This is a genomic window from Ruegeria atlantica, assembly GCF_001458195.1.
Classification (GTDB): domain Bacteria; phylum Pseudomonadota; class Alphaproteobacteria; order Rhodobacterales; family Rhodobacteraceae; genus Ruegeria; species Ruegeria atlantica.
The window spans coordinates 99,315-112,980 of sequence record NZ_CYPU01000070.1; the positions used below are offsets into that span (position 1 = coordinate 99,315).

The following is a 13,666-nucleotide window of genomic DNA, read 5'->3' on the forward strand; positions in this document are numbered from 1 at the left end:
ATCCCTCCCGTCAGTTCACAACAGTGACTGGCACATCGGCGTGCATGACCAGATTTTGGGTCGAGCTGCCAAACAAGCGTTTCTTGAACCCATCGGCCGAGGCGCGCCCGACGATGATCTGCGAACCGCCATTCTCGACGGTGATTGCGTTCAGAGTTTCAGCCACGTCGCCATGACGCACGATGCCCTGAACTGTGTAACCATCTGCGGTCAGGGCTTCGACAGCCGGGGTAACAATTCGGTTCGTCGCAAGTTCGATTTCTTCTTCACGCCGCTTGTGCCGCAATGCGTTCTCTTCAGGGGTCTGAAAAGTAAATGGGGACCATTCGATGACATAAACAACCAGCAATTCACACGTACCAATTCGGCCAGCCAGATCTTTGGCAAAGGCGATGGCGTGTTCTCCGGTTTCTGTCCCGTCCAGTCCAATGACAATTTTCGTTGTCATAACGTTCCTCCAATAATTTTGGTTATGCCGGGACCCGTGCCCCCGGCAGGGCAGCCGGAACCTGGAACTTATTAAGTGGACCGCCCATGCGCCCGAGTATCCCGGAAAAACCCTCAAAAACAGAGAGTTATCTTCCAGACACATCCGTTATTTCGACATGTTATTGAAATTTATATACTTTTTCCGCCTAAAATTTAGGCGTATCGGTTTGATACCAGCTTTTCAATGCCCTGCATCGCAACTGTCACCCGGGATCAGTGTTGTAGATCAGCCGTTCATCGCAAGGCGCGATACGCAAAATATTGGTCGTTCCCGGGACGTTGAAAGGCACTCCGGCAGTCACCACGATCTGATCGGCTTCGGATGCGAACCCACCGGCACGGGCCGCACGGGCCGCGTTGACGACAGCGCCTTTGAACCGCTCAAGCTCGGGCGTCATCACGCAATGACAGCCCCAGCTCAGACACAGACGCCGCGCGGTTCCCGTGGCAGGCGTCATCGCGATGATCGGAACGCCTGGACGTTCGCGGGCAGTCAGAAGCGCGGTGGTGCCGCTTTGGGTAAAACAGCAAATCGCCTTGATATCTGTTTTTTCTGCAATCTCACGCGCGGCGGCAACGATACCATCGGCAATAGTGGTCCCCTTTGCCGTCCGGGACGCTGCGATAATCTGCGTGTAGGTCGGGTCCGCTTCGACCTCGATCGCAACCTTGTTCATGGTTTGCACGGCCTCGATTGGGTACGTACCCGCAGCGGATTCCGCGCTGAGCATGATCGCATCCGTGCCTTCGTAGATTGCTGTCGCCACGTCCGAAACTTCGGCCCGGGTTGGCATCGGGCTTTCGATCATGCTTTCCAGCATCTGAGTGGCCACGATCACAGGCTTAGCCGCCCCACGGCATTTGCGCACCAATCGCTTCTGGATCGGGGGCACCGCCGACACCGGAAGCTCGACACCCAGATCGCCGCGCGCGACCATGATCCCGTCAGAGGCATCCAGAATGTCGTCGAATGCCTCGACCGCTGCAGGCTTTTCGATCTTGGACAGGATCGAGGCGCGACCATCGGCCAGCGCGCGCGCTTCAAACACATCCTTGGCACGCTGCACAAAGCTCAATGCCAGCCAATCCACACCCAGTTGGCAGACGAATTCCAAGTCGTCGCGATCCTTGGCCGACAGAGCTGCCAGTGGCAGCACCACGTCAGGAACATTCACACCTTTGCGGTTCGAGATTGTACCGCCGACCTCAACGGTGCAATTGGCAAAATCCTGGCCACAGTCCTGCACGGTCAGACGGATTTTGCCGTCGTTGACCAGAAGCCGCGCACCCTGCTCCAACGCGGCAAAAATCTCGGGATGCGGCAGGCAAACGCGGTTGATATCTCCGGGCGCAGGGTCCAGATCCAGACGGAAGGCCGCGCCTTCTTCAAGTTCTTCTGCGTCGTTGGTGAAGACCCCGACACGCAACTTGGGTCCTTGAAGGTCGGCCAAAATTGCGATTGGCCTGTCCAGGTCTTTTTCGATCTGTCGGATGATCCGGTGGCGTTCGCGGATCTCATCATGGCTGCCGTGGCTCATATTCAGGCGGAAGACGTCTGCGCCTGCCTCGTACAGCGCGCGGATCATGTCATAGTCATTTGACGCCGGTCCCAGCGTCGCCACGATTTTCACATTTCTCAGGCGTCGCATTGGTCTGGCTCTCCTACCGTCTTCTCTTGATTCTGCGCAAATGTTACCGCAAACATTGCTCCGCCTGCTTATTGCGCAATTCCCTTTTCAAAGCAACTGCCCTAAACCTGCGACAAACTAGATGACAGGCTTATGACGTATTCCCCGTTTTTTATCCATGGCGCGGATCGGCCCTCGCGTTGGCTGATCACATGCGACCACGCATCCAACTTGGTTCCGCCCGACATCCACGGTGGCGACCTTGGCCTGCCTCGTGAAGATATGGAACGCCACATCGCTTATGATGTAGGTGCCTACGAGGTGTCAAAGCATCTGGGTGAGCTTTTGAATGCGTCCGTGATCGCAGCCAATTTTTCCCGCCTCGTGATTGATCCGAACCGCGGCGAAGATGATCCGACCTTGTTGATGAAGCTCTATGACGGGTCGATCATTCCAGGCAACCGGCACGCCGATGCGGCAGAACGAGAGCGGCGTTTGAACATGTGCTATCGCCCGTATCATGACGCGCTGGCGCAGATGGCCGCGTTGCCGCATGCAGTGATCGTGTCGATGCACTCGTTCACGCGGCAACTAAGGGGTCGTGATCCCCGCCCCTGGCATGTCGGGGTTTTGCATACTCCGGACGAACGGTTCTCGGGCCCGTTGATCAACCGCCTTGAGGCCGAAGGTGACCTTTGCGTCGGCGTTAATGAACCCTATACCGGCGTGCTGCCCGGTGATGCCATTGACAAACACTGTACCAGTTTTGGTCGCCCCAACGCACTGATCGAACTGCGCAATGATCTGATTGCCGAACACGCAGGACAGCGAGAATGGGCCGAGCGGCTAGCCCCTATCCTGCAGGACGCGCTGGACCAAAGCGGCTTGTGACAAAAGCCCTCACTTAATTGTGAGAGCCAACCCCAGACCCCATATTATAGGGGTAAAGGAGGCCACTATGACTCAGGAATTTCTGACGTCCGTCTTTGGCTGGATGGCCGTGCTCAACATCGCGGTTCTGCTGTTCACCACATTGATGATCTTGCTGTTGCAGGACTGGATCGCTGGCATTCACGGCAAAATGTTCCAGATGGAGCGCCCCGCAGTGAAACGGGCTTACTTCCGGTACCTGGCAAATTATAAGATCCTGACGCTGATCTTCTGCATCACCCCATGGCTGGCTTTGAAACTGGCCTGATACGCTGATTGTTGAATCATCGCCCCCGGGCCGCTAGGTCACATACAGCACGTATTTCTGTCATCCGGAGCCAGACCATGGACAAGCAAACCGAAACCGAACTTCAGGCCGCCGCATTCCGTCGCTTGCAACAGCATCTGATGGAGGACCGCACTGATGTGCAAAACATCGACATGATGAATCTGGCCGGGTTCTGCCGCAACTGCCTGTCGCGGTGGTATCAGGAAGCAGCCAACGAAAAAGGTATTCAGATGGGCAAGGACGAAGCCCGTCAAATTTTCTACGGCATGACCATGGATGAGTGGAAAGCCAAATACCAGACCGACGCCAGCGCGGAAAAACAGGCCGCCTTCAAAGTCGCGTTCAAAGAGAATGTAACGAACAAGGGCTGACGCCCAAAACGAAAGAGGCCCGCCAACCTGGCGGGCCTTTTCTTTAGATTGCGACCTTGCGGCTTTCGTCCAAATAGATTTCCCGCAAACGCTTGGCGATTGGGCCGGGTGTTCCATCACCCAATGTCACTCCGTCGATTTCAACCACCGGCATCACAAAAGCGCTGGCCGAGGTGGTGAAAGCTTCGTCGGCTTCTTTGGCTTCGTCGATAGTGAACAGGCGTTCTTCCACTTCCATCTGCGCTTCGGCGGCCATGCGCAGGACGGCCTTGCGGGTGATGCCGTGCAGAATGTCATTCGACAGCGGACGCGTGACGATTTTACCATCTTTGACGTAGTAGGCGTTGTTGCTGGTGCCTTCGGTCACATAACCGTCCTCAATCAACCACGCATCGTCACAGCCAGCCTTCTTGGCCATCATCTTACCCATGGACGGGTACAGCAGCTGAACGGTCTTGATGTCGCGGCGGCCCCAGCGGATATCCTCGATCGAGATGATCTTGGCACCCTTCTTGGCTGCGGGACTGTGGGCCAGGCCGGGCTTGTTCTGAGTGAACAGCACGAGGCTGGGCTTGGTATCCGCCGACGGAAACACAAAATCGCGGTCGCCATCCGATCCACGGCTGACCTGCAGGTAGATAAGCCCTTCTTCGATGCCGTTCAGTTCCACCAGCTTGCGATGAATTTCCAGCAGCTCATCCTTGGTGCAGGGCTCAGCCATCTCCAACTCATCCAGTGACCGCTTCAGACGCACGGCATGACCTTCGAAATCGATCAGCTTGCCATCCAGAACGCTGGTGACCTCATAGACGGCGTCTGCAAACAGAAAACCACGGTCAAAGATGGACACCTTGGCCTCGGTCTCGGGCAGGTATTCGCCATTTACAAAAACGGTGCGGGTCATGTCTTGTCTCCTCAGCCCCAGAGGTCCGCCTTGGGCGGGTGCACTCCGGCATCATCAAAAATCAGCGGGTTGTCGCGGTCTTCGGCCAGCAGAAGCGGGCCGTCAAGGTCTGTCACCATCACACCCTGTGCCAACAGTGTCGCAGGTGCCATAGCCAGAGAGCTGCCAACCATGCAGCCGACCATCACGCGATAGCCTTCAGCCAGCGCCTGCTGGCGTAGGGCCAGCGCCTCGGTCAGGCCGCCCGTTTTATCCAGTTTGATGTTGACCACATCGTACTTGCCCTTGAGGCCCGGAAGGCTTGTGCGATCATGACAGGACTCATCAGCACACACCGGCACGGGGCGCTCCATTCCAATCAGGGCATCATCTTCCCCGGCGGGCAAAGGCTGCTCGACCAGGGCTACACCCAAACGCACCAGATGCGGGGCAAGGTCGGCGTAAACCGCAGCTGACCAGCCTTCGTTGGCATCCACGATGATCGTGGCATCTGGTGCACCTGCGCGCACAGCCTCCAGCCGGGGCATGTCATCCGGTGTGCCCAATTTGATCTTCAGCAAGGGCCGATGCGCATTGGCTGCGGCCTGCGCCTGCATCTTTTCCGGGGTGTCCAGCGACAGCGTATACGCTGTGATTTCTGGCCCCGGAACCGGCAGCCCGGCCAGATCCCAGGCCCGCTTTCTTGCGCGCTTGGCCTCAAGGTCCCAAAGGGCGCAATCAACCGCATTCCGTGCCGCCCCGGCAGGTAAAAGGTCCATCAGGCTGTCGCGGGTAAACTCGGCAGGCAAAGCTGCGATCTCGGCCTCGACCGAATCCAGCGTTTCATCATACCTGGCATAGGGCACGCATTCGCCCCACCCCTGATGGGTACCGTCAGAAATCCGAACCGTCAGCACCTTGGCCTCGGTCCGAGACCCGCGCGAGATCGTAAAGACCTGCGCCAGCCGAAACACGTCACGAGAGACTTCTACCTGCACGCGCCAGCTCCTTCATCTTTTTCAAAATACTTTCGCCGAAGGCGGACAAGCCCGCCTCCGACGCGCCGCTTAGATCACAGTGCGGCCAGCGCATCCACCAGCTTGCCCGAACCAAAGCGGAACGGGTCAGTCGCGGGCAGGCCCATATCGGCCTCAACCTTGGCCAGATATGCGGTGGCGTCCTCTTCGGACATATGCTGGGTGTTGACCGAAATACCGACGACCTGACAATCCGGATTAGCGACCTTGGCCAGACCCAGCGCCGTGTCGCGCAGCGCTTCCAATGTCGGCAACTGATAGGTCGGCAACCCACGCATATGGTCGCGGGTCGGCTCATGGCTCAGGATCAGCGCATCGGGTTGGCCACCGTGAATCAGCGCCATGGTCACACCGGAATAAGACACGTGGAACAGCGACCCCTGCCCTTCGATCAGATCCCAGTGATCGTCATCGTTGTCAGGCGTCAGCCATTCGACCGAACCGGCCATGAAATCGGCAATGACCGCATCCAGCGGCACACCGTCCCCGGTGATCAGAATGCCTGTCTGACCGGTTGCGCGGAAGGTCGACTTCATGCCGCGCTCGCGCATCTCGGCATCCATCGCCATCGCCGTGTACATCTTGCCGACAGAACAATCGGTGCCAACAGCCAGACAGCGCTTGCCCTTGCGCTTGATGCCGTTTGCAATCGGGTATTCCACCGAAGGTACGCGAACATCGTGCAGCTTGCGGCCGGTGGCTTCAGCAACAGCTACCAAATCGGGTTCGTCGCATAGCAGGTTGTGCAGACCCGAGGCCAGGTCAAAGCCTTCCTCCAACGCCATGACCAGAACCTTTTTCCATTCTTGGCTGATCACGCCACCACGGTTGGCAACGCCGATAACCAGCGTCTTGGCGCCGGCTTCTTTCGCCTCGGTCAGGGACATGTCGGTCAGGCCCAGATCAGCCTTGCAACCTTCCATACGGTACTGGCCAACGGCATTCTCAGGACGCCAGTCCTTGATGCCGATTGCAACTTTGGCCGCCAATTGGTCGGGCGCATCGCCCAAAAACAGCAGGTACGGTGTCTCGATCATTGCGGTTTACTCCTTTGATTCTGGCGCAATCTAGGGGACGATTTCCACGAGTGTTTCGCGTTTTCGTCTGACAACGCCCCGTCACGTGGGAAATTTTTGCGCCCCCTCCCTAAATGGCGCACTGATCTTGCAAGTTTTCAAAGCGATTAAACTTTAATCACTGTTTTGACCCTGTATTGCAGCAATTGCTGCGATTGCATTGCCGCACCTGCACAAAGATGCTTGCTATGGCTTGCGCAATTTAATACCCCATGAGGCAAGAAAATCGTAATTTCCTTTCTCGCACGAGGTCCAGATGAGCTTTCGCATCCAACCCGCCGCCCCCGCGCGCCCCAACCGTTGCCAGTTGTTCGGACCGGGATCAAACACCAAGCTGTTCCCGAAAATGGCCGCGTCTGCCGCAGACGTAATCAACCTCGACCTTGAGGACTCGGTCGCGCCGTCGGACAAGGACGCCGCGCGCGCAAATGTGATCGAAGCGCTGAACACCGTCGATTGGGGCAACAAATACATGTCCGTGCGCATCAACGGACTGGACACACCCTATTGGTACCGCGATGTGGTGGACCTGCTGGAACAAGCTGGCGACCGGCTGGATCAGATCATGATCCCCAAGGTCGGCTGCGCGGCAGATGTCTATGCCGTAGACGCGCTGGTCACCGCCATCGAGCGTGCCAAGGGCCGTACAAAGCCCGTCAGCTTTGAGGTCATCATCGAATCCGCAGCCGGCGTTGCCCATGTCGAAGAGATCGCGGCCTCGTCTCCGCGCATGCAAGCGATGAGCCTGGGTGCAGCTGATTTTGCAGCCTCGATGGGGATGCAGACCACCGGTATCGGCGGCACGCAAGAAAACTATTACATGCTGCGCGAAGGCGAAAAACACTGGTCCGACCCGTGGCATTGGGCGCAGGCGGCCATTGTTGCTGCGTGCCGCACACATGGCGTTCTGCCCGTGGACGGACCCTTTGGCGACTTCTCAGACGACGAAGGCTACATCGCCCAGGCAAAACGTTCGGCTACCCTGGGTATGGTCGGAAAATGGGCCATTCACCCCAAGCAGATCGCGTTGGCCAACCAGGTCTTCACCCCGTCGGATGAAGCCGTGTCCGAGGCACGCGAAATCCTGGCTGCGATGGAGCAGGCCAAAGCCAATGGCGAAGGCGCAACCGTTTACAAAGGCCGTCTGGTCGACATCGCCTCGATCAAACAGGCCGAGGTGATCGTGGCGCAGGCCGAATTGATTGCCGCGAACTGATCTAATTGAATAAGGCGCCCTTAGGGGCGCCTTATTTGGGCCTAACGGCCAAAGACGTCGTTAGGCGTCCATGTAAAACGCTCACCTTTCTTTCCTGATTTCATCATCAGGCAAGATGTACCGAGCTTCTGAAAATAGATTATCTTCAGCGGATACCAACCCGCCTTCGGCACCTCTACTTCGGTTCGTTGATTGGCCTCACACCCCTGAATACTATTGACTTTGCCGATCTGCTGCCCGCCAACCCAGGCATCGATCCCATCGTTTGACCATGTCTCCAACTCGTAAACGCCCGGTGAGTCAAAGCGCATGTAACCGGTGATTTCTGCAGCGACATTGTAGTGGTGGTCGAATGTCAAAACATCCTCGCCCTCGTTTGTATCCCTATAATCCAAACCGATCAGCGGCTGCCCCGGCTGGGCCTTAGGCAATAACTGCTTGGCATGAGTGAGATTGCGGATTTTGCGCTGAGTACCAGTTCCCACATATTTTACATTCAACCCCGCTTTTGGACTGGGTTGCGGACTGGCGGGCTGTAATTTGAGCGGCGCGGCCACTGCTGAACTGGAAATAAACGCTGCAGCTGCTATCAGCGCTCCAATGCGAACAAATTTCATTATATTCTCCCTGTGTGTGGCCCGTTGGGGTTGTTCCCCTTCGATCAGGTCCTTGAGAAGACACTAGGCTGTGAAAATTCACCCGGCAAGCCGGTTGAAGATCACAATTCCAACGTCAGGCGCGCATATCTTTGGGTGAATCCATCACCACATAAGACGTGATCGACGTCACATGCGGCAGTGTTCCCAAAACTTCGGTGTGGAATGTCTTGTACGAAGGTAAGTCCCCGCATTCCACGCGCAACAGGTATTCGATGGTCCCCGTGATATTGTGGCATTCGACCACTTCCGGCACACGTTGTAGGGCGCGTTCGAACCCTTCCTGTGCAGCCTTGGTATGTTCACCCAGCCCAACGCCGATATAGGCAACGAATCCGACGCCAATCTCGGATGGATTCAGAACTGCGCGGTAGCCCGAGATTACACCCGAACGCTCCAACTCCTGCACGCGGCGCAGGCAGGCGGAAGGAGACAGCCCCACCCGGTCTGCCAGATCCAGATTACTGATGCGGCCGTCTTGCGAAAGTTCTCGCAATATTTGCTGATTTATGTGGTCAATTTTCGCCATTGATTGTGATATTAACGAGATCGCGCATTAAAACGCAATTTCATTTGTTCGGTTTGCAGCAATTATCCAACTTATGACCTACGATATACTTCTGGCCCTGATCGCCTTTGCTTTTGTCTCGTCCATTACACCTGGACCCAACAACTTGATGCTGATGGCGTCTGGGGCTAATTTCGGATTTCGCAAGAGCATCCCGCACATGCTGGGGATCGGGCTTGGGTTTACCTTCATGGTGCTATTGGTCGGCACCGGCCTGGTGCAGCTATTCGACAGATATCCGATCAGCTACACGGCGCTGAAATTCGCCTCTGTTGCATATCTTCTGTTCCTTGCTTGGAAAATAGCACATGCCGCCCCGGCGAAGGGGCAAAACACGACAGGCACGCCGATGACATTCCTGCAGGCAGCAGCCTTTCAGTGGGTCAACCCCAAGGCCTGGGCCATGGCCCTGACAGCCACAACCGCCTACACACCTGATCAGACCCTTTTGGCGATCATTGTGGTGGCCCTTGTTTTCGGAGCAGTCAACCTGCCCTCAGTCAGCACATGGACCGTTCTGGGCCAGCAAATGGCGCGCATCCTGACGAACCCGCGCCGGTTGGTGGTGTTCAACTGGACAATGGCGGCTTTGCTCGTCGGCTCGCTCTACCCGGTTCTATACCCGAACTGAGCAATTTCAGCGGCAAGTCTTCGGACTGATTCCCATGACTGTGGGCCAAAACACTCAGAACGCGGTCTTCATAGCGGGTCGTCATCGGCATCCTTTCTATTTGCCTACCTGCGGATGCATATCACGCAGCAACAGATCTTACAAAATTCACATCGGATTACACACGTAGGAATGTTACATTGGGCGTGTAACTCACGAGACCAAAAGACTTTCAACATGGTAAATGAGGACCGATATGAACAATCCATCTCGCCCGCTCCGCCAAGTCCTGTTTGCCGCCATCCTTGCGACAATGCCGGCTATTGCGCAGGCCGATGACGTCCAGACACAAACCATGATTTCTGAACGTGTCAGCCAGCATAACCCGGCGCCCGAAGCCTATATCAAGGATCGCCCAATTCTGGGTTGGCAGCTGACCAGCGATGACTTCGACGCCATCCCCGACGCGATCCGCGAAAACCTCGGTTCGGTTGATGGCACCAGTTACGATCAGGCTTACCTGACCGAGAACGTCGGCTCGATCATTGCGCTGCAGTTCCGCAAGGATGGCCCGGACTTCTACATCATCGGCAAGAGCACTTATGATGCCGCCTACGAGCTTGTTTCGTTGGACGATGTCGAAGCCAAAAACACACGCTTGATCGAGCGGCTGGATATGGCCCCTGCGGTCAAGGCGATGTTCGAAGACCAAACTCCAGGCATAGTCGGAGCGCTCAAAACGACCCCAGTGGAAATGCTGCGCATGTCTGATCTGGGTTATGCAAGAGGTGAAGCCCTGACTATCCAAGCGCCATGGGGTGAACAGACTAAACCGGAAGGCGCGGACGCATTTCTGGTCTGGGACGGCGGCGAAAACCAGTACTACATGGTGAACGCAGACGATGACGGCCTGCCGTCCAGCTATGTACCCGTCCAATGACCTAAACCGGCGTGGCCCCGAACCACGCCCCGCTTTACCTTGTGTTGCATTCCTCTGACAGCAAGTTCATATAGCAATGAACTTCCGCGTTGAGAGGCGTCATGACCCAGTATCTGGATTTCGAAAAACCCCTGGCCGAGATCGAAGGCAAGGCCGAGGAATTGCGCGCGCTGGCCCGCGCCAACGAAGAGATGGACGTGGCCGAAGAAGCCGCCGCGCTGGATGCCAAGGCCGCCAAGTTGCTGGATGAGCTTTATGGCGATCTGACCCCATGGCGGAAATGTCAGGTCGCGCGTCACCCCGAACGCCCCCATTGCCAGGATTACGTAGCCGAGCTGTTTACTGAATTCACGCCACTGGCTGGTGATCGCAACTTTGCTGACGATCTGGCTGTGATCGGCGGTCTGGCGCGTTTCGATGATCAGCCTGTCATGGTGATCGGACACGAAAAAGGCTCGGATACCAAATCGCGGATTGAACGGAATTTTGGCATGGCCCGCCCCGAGGGGTATCGCAAGGCTGTGCGCCTGATGGAAATGGCCGGACGTTTTGGTTTGCCCGTCATCACCCTGATCGACACGGCCGGTGCATATCCGGGTAAAGGTGCCGAAGAGCGCGGCCAGTCCGAGGCCATCGCGCGGTCGACCGAAATGTGCTTGAAGATCGGCGTTCCGCTGGTGTCCGTGATCATTGGCGAAGGTGGTTCAGGCGGTGCGGTGGCGTTTGCCACAGCAAACCGTGTAGCGATGCTGGAACATTCGGTCTATTCGGTGATCTCGCCCGAAGGCTGCGCGTCGATCTTGTGGAAAGACTCGGAGAAAATGCGTGAGGCCGCCGAAGCCCTGCGCCTGACCGCACAAGACCTGAAAAAGCTGGGCGTCTGCGATCACATCATCACCGAACCCAAGGGCGGCGCGCATCGCGACCGCGCCGCAACGGTCGACTTTGTACGCGGCGCTATTGCTGCTATGCTGAAAGAGCTGGATGGCAAGGATGCGGCAGCCCTTATCAAGGACCGCCGTCAAAAATTCCTGGATATCGGCTCGAAGGGGTTGGCGGCCTAAAGCGTCAGCCACCGAGCTGGCGCAACAAAGCCGCCGAAGGTTCCCCGGTTACGGCCAAGCCACTGGCGCGTTGATACGCGCTGATGGCAGATTTCGTGTTGTTGCCGATAACCCCATCCGCGCCCTGCGTGTCGTACCCTGCGGATGTCAGGCGGCGCTGCAGCTCTTTGCGATCCTCAAGCGTCAACCCGGTCGCATCGGGCCCGAACGAGGCCTGAAATGGCGCACCACCAGCGATCCGGTCAGACAAATGTCCAACGCCGATCGCGTAGCTGTCCGAGTTATTATAGCGCTTGATCACCTGGAAATTGCGGAACACCGCAATGCGCGGCCCCGGCGTTTGCGGCTGTAACACCGCGACAGGTGTTCCCGAAACAGTGCCAGCTTCGCCACCCCATGGCTGTCCGCGCACCCAGCCAGCCCGCGCCAGATAGGCGGCGGTCGAGGCCAAAGAGTCCGTGGGATCCTCGGACCAGATGTCCCGACGGCCATCACCGGTGAAATCCACCGCATAAGCCAAGTAAGACGTCGGGATGAACTGCGTATGCCCCATCGCCCCGGCCCAGCTGCCGGTCATGTTCGCGGGCGTTGTATCGCCCTCTTGAATGATCTTCAGGGCAGCGATCAGCTGTTTTTCAAAAAACGCGCCGCGACGGCCGTCATAAGCCAGGGTCGACACTGCCGACACCACCGGCACGTCCCCCCGGCGAGATCCATAACGGCTTTCCAGGCCCCAGACGGCAACGATAACCTCTTTATCGACGCCGTACTTTGCCTCGATCTCTGACAGGGTTCCTGCATGGCGCACCAGCATCTGCTTGCCGGTTGCGATCCTTTCATCAGAAGCTGCAATCGCTAGATAATCCTCAAGCGAGCGTTTGAATTCGACCTGATTGCGATCTCGTTCGATCACGCCCGGCAGGTACCCCGCCCCCTGAAAGGCCCGGTTGATGGTGGTTTGAGAAATACCTTGCGAGGCCGCGCGGGACTTAAAGCCGGCAACCCAGGCGTCATAGCCTGCGTTGGGGACGGCCCGCATCCGCGTTGCCGGGGCGCTGGTTGGCGTGCCACCGGAACAGGCGGCCAAAAACGTTGACCCAAGTCCAACTGAAAATAGGCGTCGATTGATCATGTCTGAAATCTGCTCTTGTTGTGATTTGGGTCAGAGTATCGCAGACCAGGTGCGCAAGCTAGTTCTGCGATGCTTGGAAACGGCAACCCGATCACTTCGGCGACAAGCCGCTTAACTGACAAGCATCCGCAGCCCCTGCGTCACATCCGACCGTACAGCCAGCCTCAATCCGGGCTCATCCCCCGCCTTCAACGCAGCGATGATCAGCTTGTGATAATGCGGCGGTTCTGTCCGCCGCAACCGCCCATAGAGCGCCCGCATTGTTGGCCCTAGCTGAAGCCATACCGTTTCCACAATGGCCAGCATCGCCGGAGCCTGAGCACGCAGATACAGCGTGCGATGGAATTCCAGGTTCGACCGGATGTAACCGACGGCATCCCGTTTGGTGACCATTTCCGCGACGGTCATGTTGATGCTCTGCAATCGGTCGATCAGGGCCATATGTGCACGGGGCAATGCGCGACTGGCCAGTTCGACTTCTAGCAGTGCACGCAGGGCTGCCAGCTCTTCGATACGGTCATTGGTCAGCTCGGGCGTGGACACCCGACCCGAAGAAGACAGGAACAGCGCCCCTTCGGCCACCAGTCGCCGCACCGCTTCGCGCGCAGGCGTCATTGAGACATCAAATTCCTTGCCGATGCCGCGCAGGGTCAACGCCTGCCCGGGCGCTATGTCGCCGTGCATAATACGTGAGCGCAGGGCTCGATAGACCAGATCATGAGCTGCGGGTTGGGTGTCGGTTGGGCGAGCGCTTAACATATCCCCATGTGATCACAA

General features: G+C 57.3%; 16 protein-coding genes. 7 read left to right on the forward strand and 9 right to left on the reverse strand.

What is annotated here, in order from left to right; translation table 11 throughout:
• Positions 1 to 10: 10 nt before the first annotated feature.
• Both RUA4292_RS18965 and pyk read right to left on the reverse strand, forming a co-directional pair.
• Positions 11 to 448: a universal stress protein gene (locus RUA4292_RS18965; protein ID WP_058279007.1), complete on the reverse strand. Its 438-nt coding sequence runs from the start codon at positions 446 to 448 to the stop codon at positions 11 to 13.
• Between the two features lie 244 nt (positions 449 to 692).
• A complete protein-coding gene (pyk, locus tag RUA4292_RS18970) occupies positions 693 to 2,138 on the reverse strand; it encodes a pyruvate kinase (protein ID WP_058279008.1) in 1,446 nt (481 codons plus the stop codon).
• A gap of 132 nt (positions 2,139 to 2,270) precedes the next feature.
• Here pyk and RUA4292_RS18975 point away from each other — a divergent pair, with 132 nt between their 5' ends.
• The 3 genes from RUA4292_RS18975 (at position 2,271) to RUA4292_RS18985 (ending at position 3,707) form a co-directional block, all read left to right on the forward strand.
• Positions 2,271 to 3,008 carry an N-formylglutamate amidohydrolase gene (locus RUA4292_RS18975; RefSeq protein ID WP_058279009.1) on the forward strand — a complete coding sequence of 246 codons (738 nt, stop codon included), beginning with the start codon at positions 2,271 to 2,273 and terminating at the stop codon, positions 3,006 to 3,008.
• Between the two features lie 67 nt (positions 3,009 to 3,075).
• On the forward strand, positions 3,076 to 3,315 hold the full coding sequence (locus RUA4292_RS18980; RefSeq protein WP_058279010.1) for a DUF6868 family protein: 240 nt from the start codon (positions 3,076 to 3,078) through the stop codon (positions 3,313 to 3,315).
• 77 nt (positions 3,316 to 3,392) lie between these two features.
• Positions 3,393 to 3,707, forward strand: a complete 315-nt coding sequence (locus tag RUA4292_RS18985) for a DUF1244 domain-containing protein (protein ID WP_058279011.1) — start codon at positions 3,393 to 3,395, stop codon at positions 3,705 to 3,707.
• A gap of 43 nt (positions 3,708 to 3,750) precedes the next feature.
• Here RUA4292_RS18985 and RUA4292_RS18990 read toward each other — a convergent pair whose 3' ends face one another.
• From RUA4292_RS18990 to dgcN, 3 genes are all read right to left on the reverse strand, one after another.
• Positions 3,751 to 4,611 (reverse strand): D-amino-acid transaminase, encoded by an 861-nt coding sequence (locus RUA4292_RS18990; protein WP_058279012.1) that lies wholly within the window; start codon positions 4,609 to 4,611, stop codon positions 3,751 to 3,753.
• A gap of 11 nt (positions 4,612 to 4,622) precedes the next feature.
• The gene (gene dgcA, locus RUA4292_RS18995) at positions 4,623 to 5,588 is read right to left on the reverse strand and encodes an N-acetyl-D-Glu racemase DgcA (protein ID WP_058279013.1); all 966 of its coding nucleotides are present in this window, start codon (positions 5,586 to 5,588) and stop codon (positions 4,623 to 4,625) included.
• 74 nt (positions 5,589 to 5,662) lie between these two features.
• The gene (dgcN, locus tag RUA4292_RS19000; RefSeq protein WP_058279014.1) at positions 5,663 to 6,664 is read right to left on the reverse strand and encodes an N-acetyltransferase DgcN; all 1,002 of its coding nucleotides are present in this window, start codon (positions 6,662 to 6,664) and stop codon (positions 5,663 to 5,665) included.
• Positions 6,665 to 6,959: 295 nt separating this feature from the next.
• On the opposite strand from dgcN, the gene RUA4292_RS19005 reads away from it, so the two are divergent.
• Complete coding sequence (locus RUA4292_RS19005; protein WP_058279015.1) at positions 6,960 to 7,919, forward strand: L-malyl-CoA/beta-methylmalyl-CoA lyase; 960 nt, start codon at positions 6,960 to 6,962, stop codon at positions 7,917 to 7,919.
• 41 nt (positions 7,920 to 7,960) lie between these two features.
• Here the strand turns inward: RUA4292_RS19005 and RUA4292_RS19010 are convergent, their stop codons facing one another.
• On the reverse strand, positions 7,961 to 8,536 hold the full coding sequence (locus tag RUA4292_RS19010; protein WP_058279016.1) for a PA14 domain-containing protein: 576 nt from the start codon (positions 8,534 to 8,536) through the stop codon (positions 7,961 to 7,963).
• Between the two features lie 115 nt (positions 8,537 to 8,651).
• Entirely contained in the window at positions 8,652 to 9,104 is a 453-nt protein-coding gene (locus tag RUA4292_RS19015) for an Lrp/AsnC family transcriptional regulator (protein WP_058279017.1), read from the reverse strand.
• Between the two features lie 73 nt (positions 9,105 to 9,177).
• Here RUA4292_RS19015 and RUA4292_RS19020 point away from each other — a divergent pair, with 73 nt between their 5' ends.
• The 3 genes from RUA4292_RS19020 (at position 9,178) to RUA4292_RS19030 (ending at position 11,757) form a co-directional block, all read left to right on the forward strand.
• Entirely contained in the window at positions 9,178 to 9,774 is a 597-nt protein-coding gene (locus RUA4292_RS19020) for a LysE family translocator (protein WP_058279018.1), read from the forward strand.
• A 235-nt stretch (positions 9,775 to 10,009) separates the two neighbouring features.
• Positions 10,010 to 10,693: a hypothetical protein gene (locus tag RUA4292_RS19025; RefSeq protein ID WP_233493498.1), complete on the forward strand. Its 684-nt coding sequence runs from the start codon at positions 10,010 to 10,012 to the stop codon at positions 10,691 to 10,693.
• Between the two features lie 101 nt (positions 10,694 to 10,794).
• The gene (locus RUA4292_RS19030; protein WP_058279020.1) at positions 10,795 to 11,757 is read left to right on the forward strand and encodes an acetyl-CoA carboxylase carboxyltransferase subunit alpha; all 963 of its coding nucleotides are present in this window, start codon (positions 10,795 to 10,797) and stop codon (positions 11,755 to 11,757) included.
• Between the two features lie 4 nt (positions 11,758 to 11,761).
• On the opposite strand, the gene RUA4292_RS19035 is transcribed toward RUA4292_RS19030, so the two are convergent.
• The gene (locus RUA4292_RS19035; protein ID WP_058279021.1) at positions 11,762 to 12,889 is read right to left on the reverse strand and encodes a lytic murein transglycosylase; all 1,128 of its coding nucleotides are present in this window, start codon (positions 12,887 to 12,889) and stop codon (positions 11,762 to 11,764) included.
• Between the two features lie 111 nt (positions 12,890 to 13,000).
• Positions 13,001 to 13,648, reverse strand: coding sequence for a GntR family transcriptional regulator (locus tag RUA4292_RS19040; RefSeq protein ID WP_058279022.1), 648 nt, complete (start codon positions 13,646 to 13,648; stop codon positions 13,001 to 13,003).
• Between the last annotated feature and the right edge of the window lie 18 nt (positions 13,649 to 13,666).

Bases quoted from the DNA above. Each gene is read 5' to 3' on its own strand.
- RUA4292_RS18985 (WP_058279011.1), top strand. From the start codon at position 3,393: ATGGACAAGCAAACCGAAACCGAACTTCAGGCCGCCGCATTCCGTCGC.
- RUA4292_RS19040 (WP_058279022.1), bottom strand. From the start codon at position 13,648: ATGTTAAGCGCTCGCCCAACCGACACCCAACCCGCAGCTCATGATCTG.
- RUA4292_RS18980 (WP_058279010.1), top strand. From the start codon at position 3,076: ATGACTCAGGAATTTCTGACGTCCGTCTTTGGCTGGATGGCCGTGCTC.
- RUA4292_RS18990 (WP_058279012.1), bottom strand. From the start codon at position 4,611: ATGACCCGCACCGTTTTTGTAAATGGCGAATACCTGCCCGAGACCGAG.
- dgcN (WP_058279014.1), bottom strand. From the start codon at position 6,664: ATGATCGAGACACCGTACCTGCTGTTTTTGGGCGATGCGCCCGACCAA.
- RUA4292_RS19035 (WP_058279021.1), bottom strand. From the start codon at position 12,889: ATGATCAATCGACGCCTATTTTCAGTTGGACTTGGGTCAACGTTTTTG.
- RUA4292_RS19005 (WP_058279015.1), top strand. From the start codon at position 6,960: ATGAGCTTTCGCATCCAACCCGCCGCCCCCGCGCGCCCCAACCGTTGC.
- RUA4292_RS19030 (WP_058279020.1), top strand. From the start codon at position 10,795: ATGACCCAGTATCTGGATTTCGAAAAACCCCTGGCCGAGATCGAAGGC.
- RUA4292_RS19015 (WP_058279017.1), bottom strand. From the start codon at position 9,104: ATGGCGAAAATTGACCACATAAATCAGCAAATATTGCGAGAACTTTCG.
- pyk (WP_058279008.1), bottom strand. From the start codon at position 2,138: ATGCGACGCCTGAGAAATGTGAAAATCGTGGCGACGCTGGGACCGGCG.
- RUA4292_RS18965 (WP_058279007.1), bottom strand. From the start codon at position 448: ATGACAACGAAAATTGTCATTGGACTGGACGGGACAGAAACCGGAGAA.
- RUA4292_RS19025 (WP_233493498.1), top strand. From the start codon at position 10,010: ATGAACAATCCATCTCGCCCGCTCCGCCAAGTCCTGTTTGCCGCCATC.
- RUA4292_RS19010 (WP_058279016.1), bottom strand. From the start codon at position 8,536: ATGAAATTTGTTCGCATTGGAGCGCTGATAGCAGCTGCAGCGTTTATT.
- RUA4292_RS19020 (WP_058279018.1), top strand. From the start codon at position 9,178: ATGACCTACGATATACTTCTGGCCCTGATCGCCTTTGCTTTTGTCTCG.
- RUA4292_RS18975 (WP_058279009.1), top strand. From the start codon at position 2,271: ATGACGTATTCCCCGTTTTTTATCCATGGCGCGGATCGGCCCTCGCGT.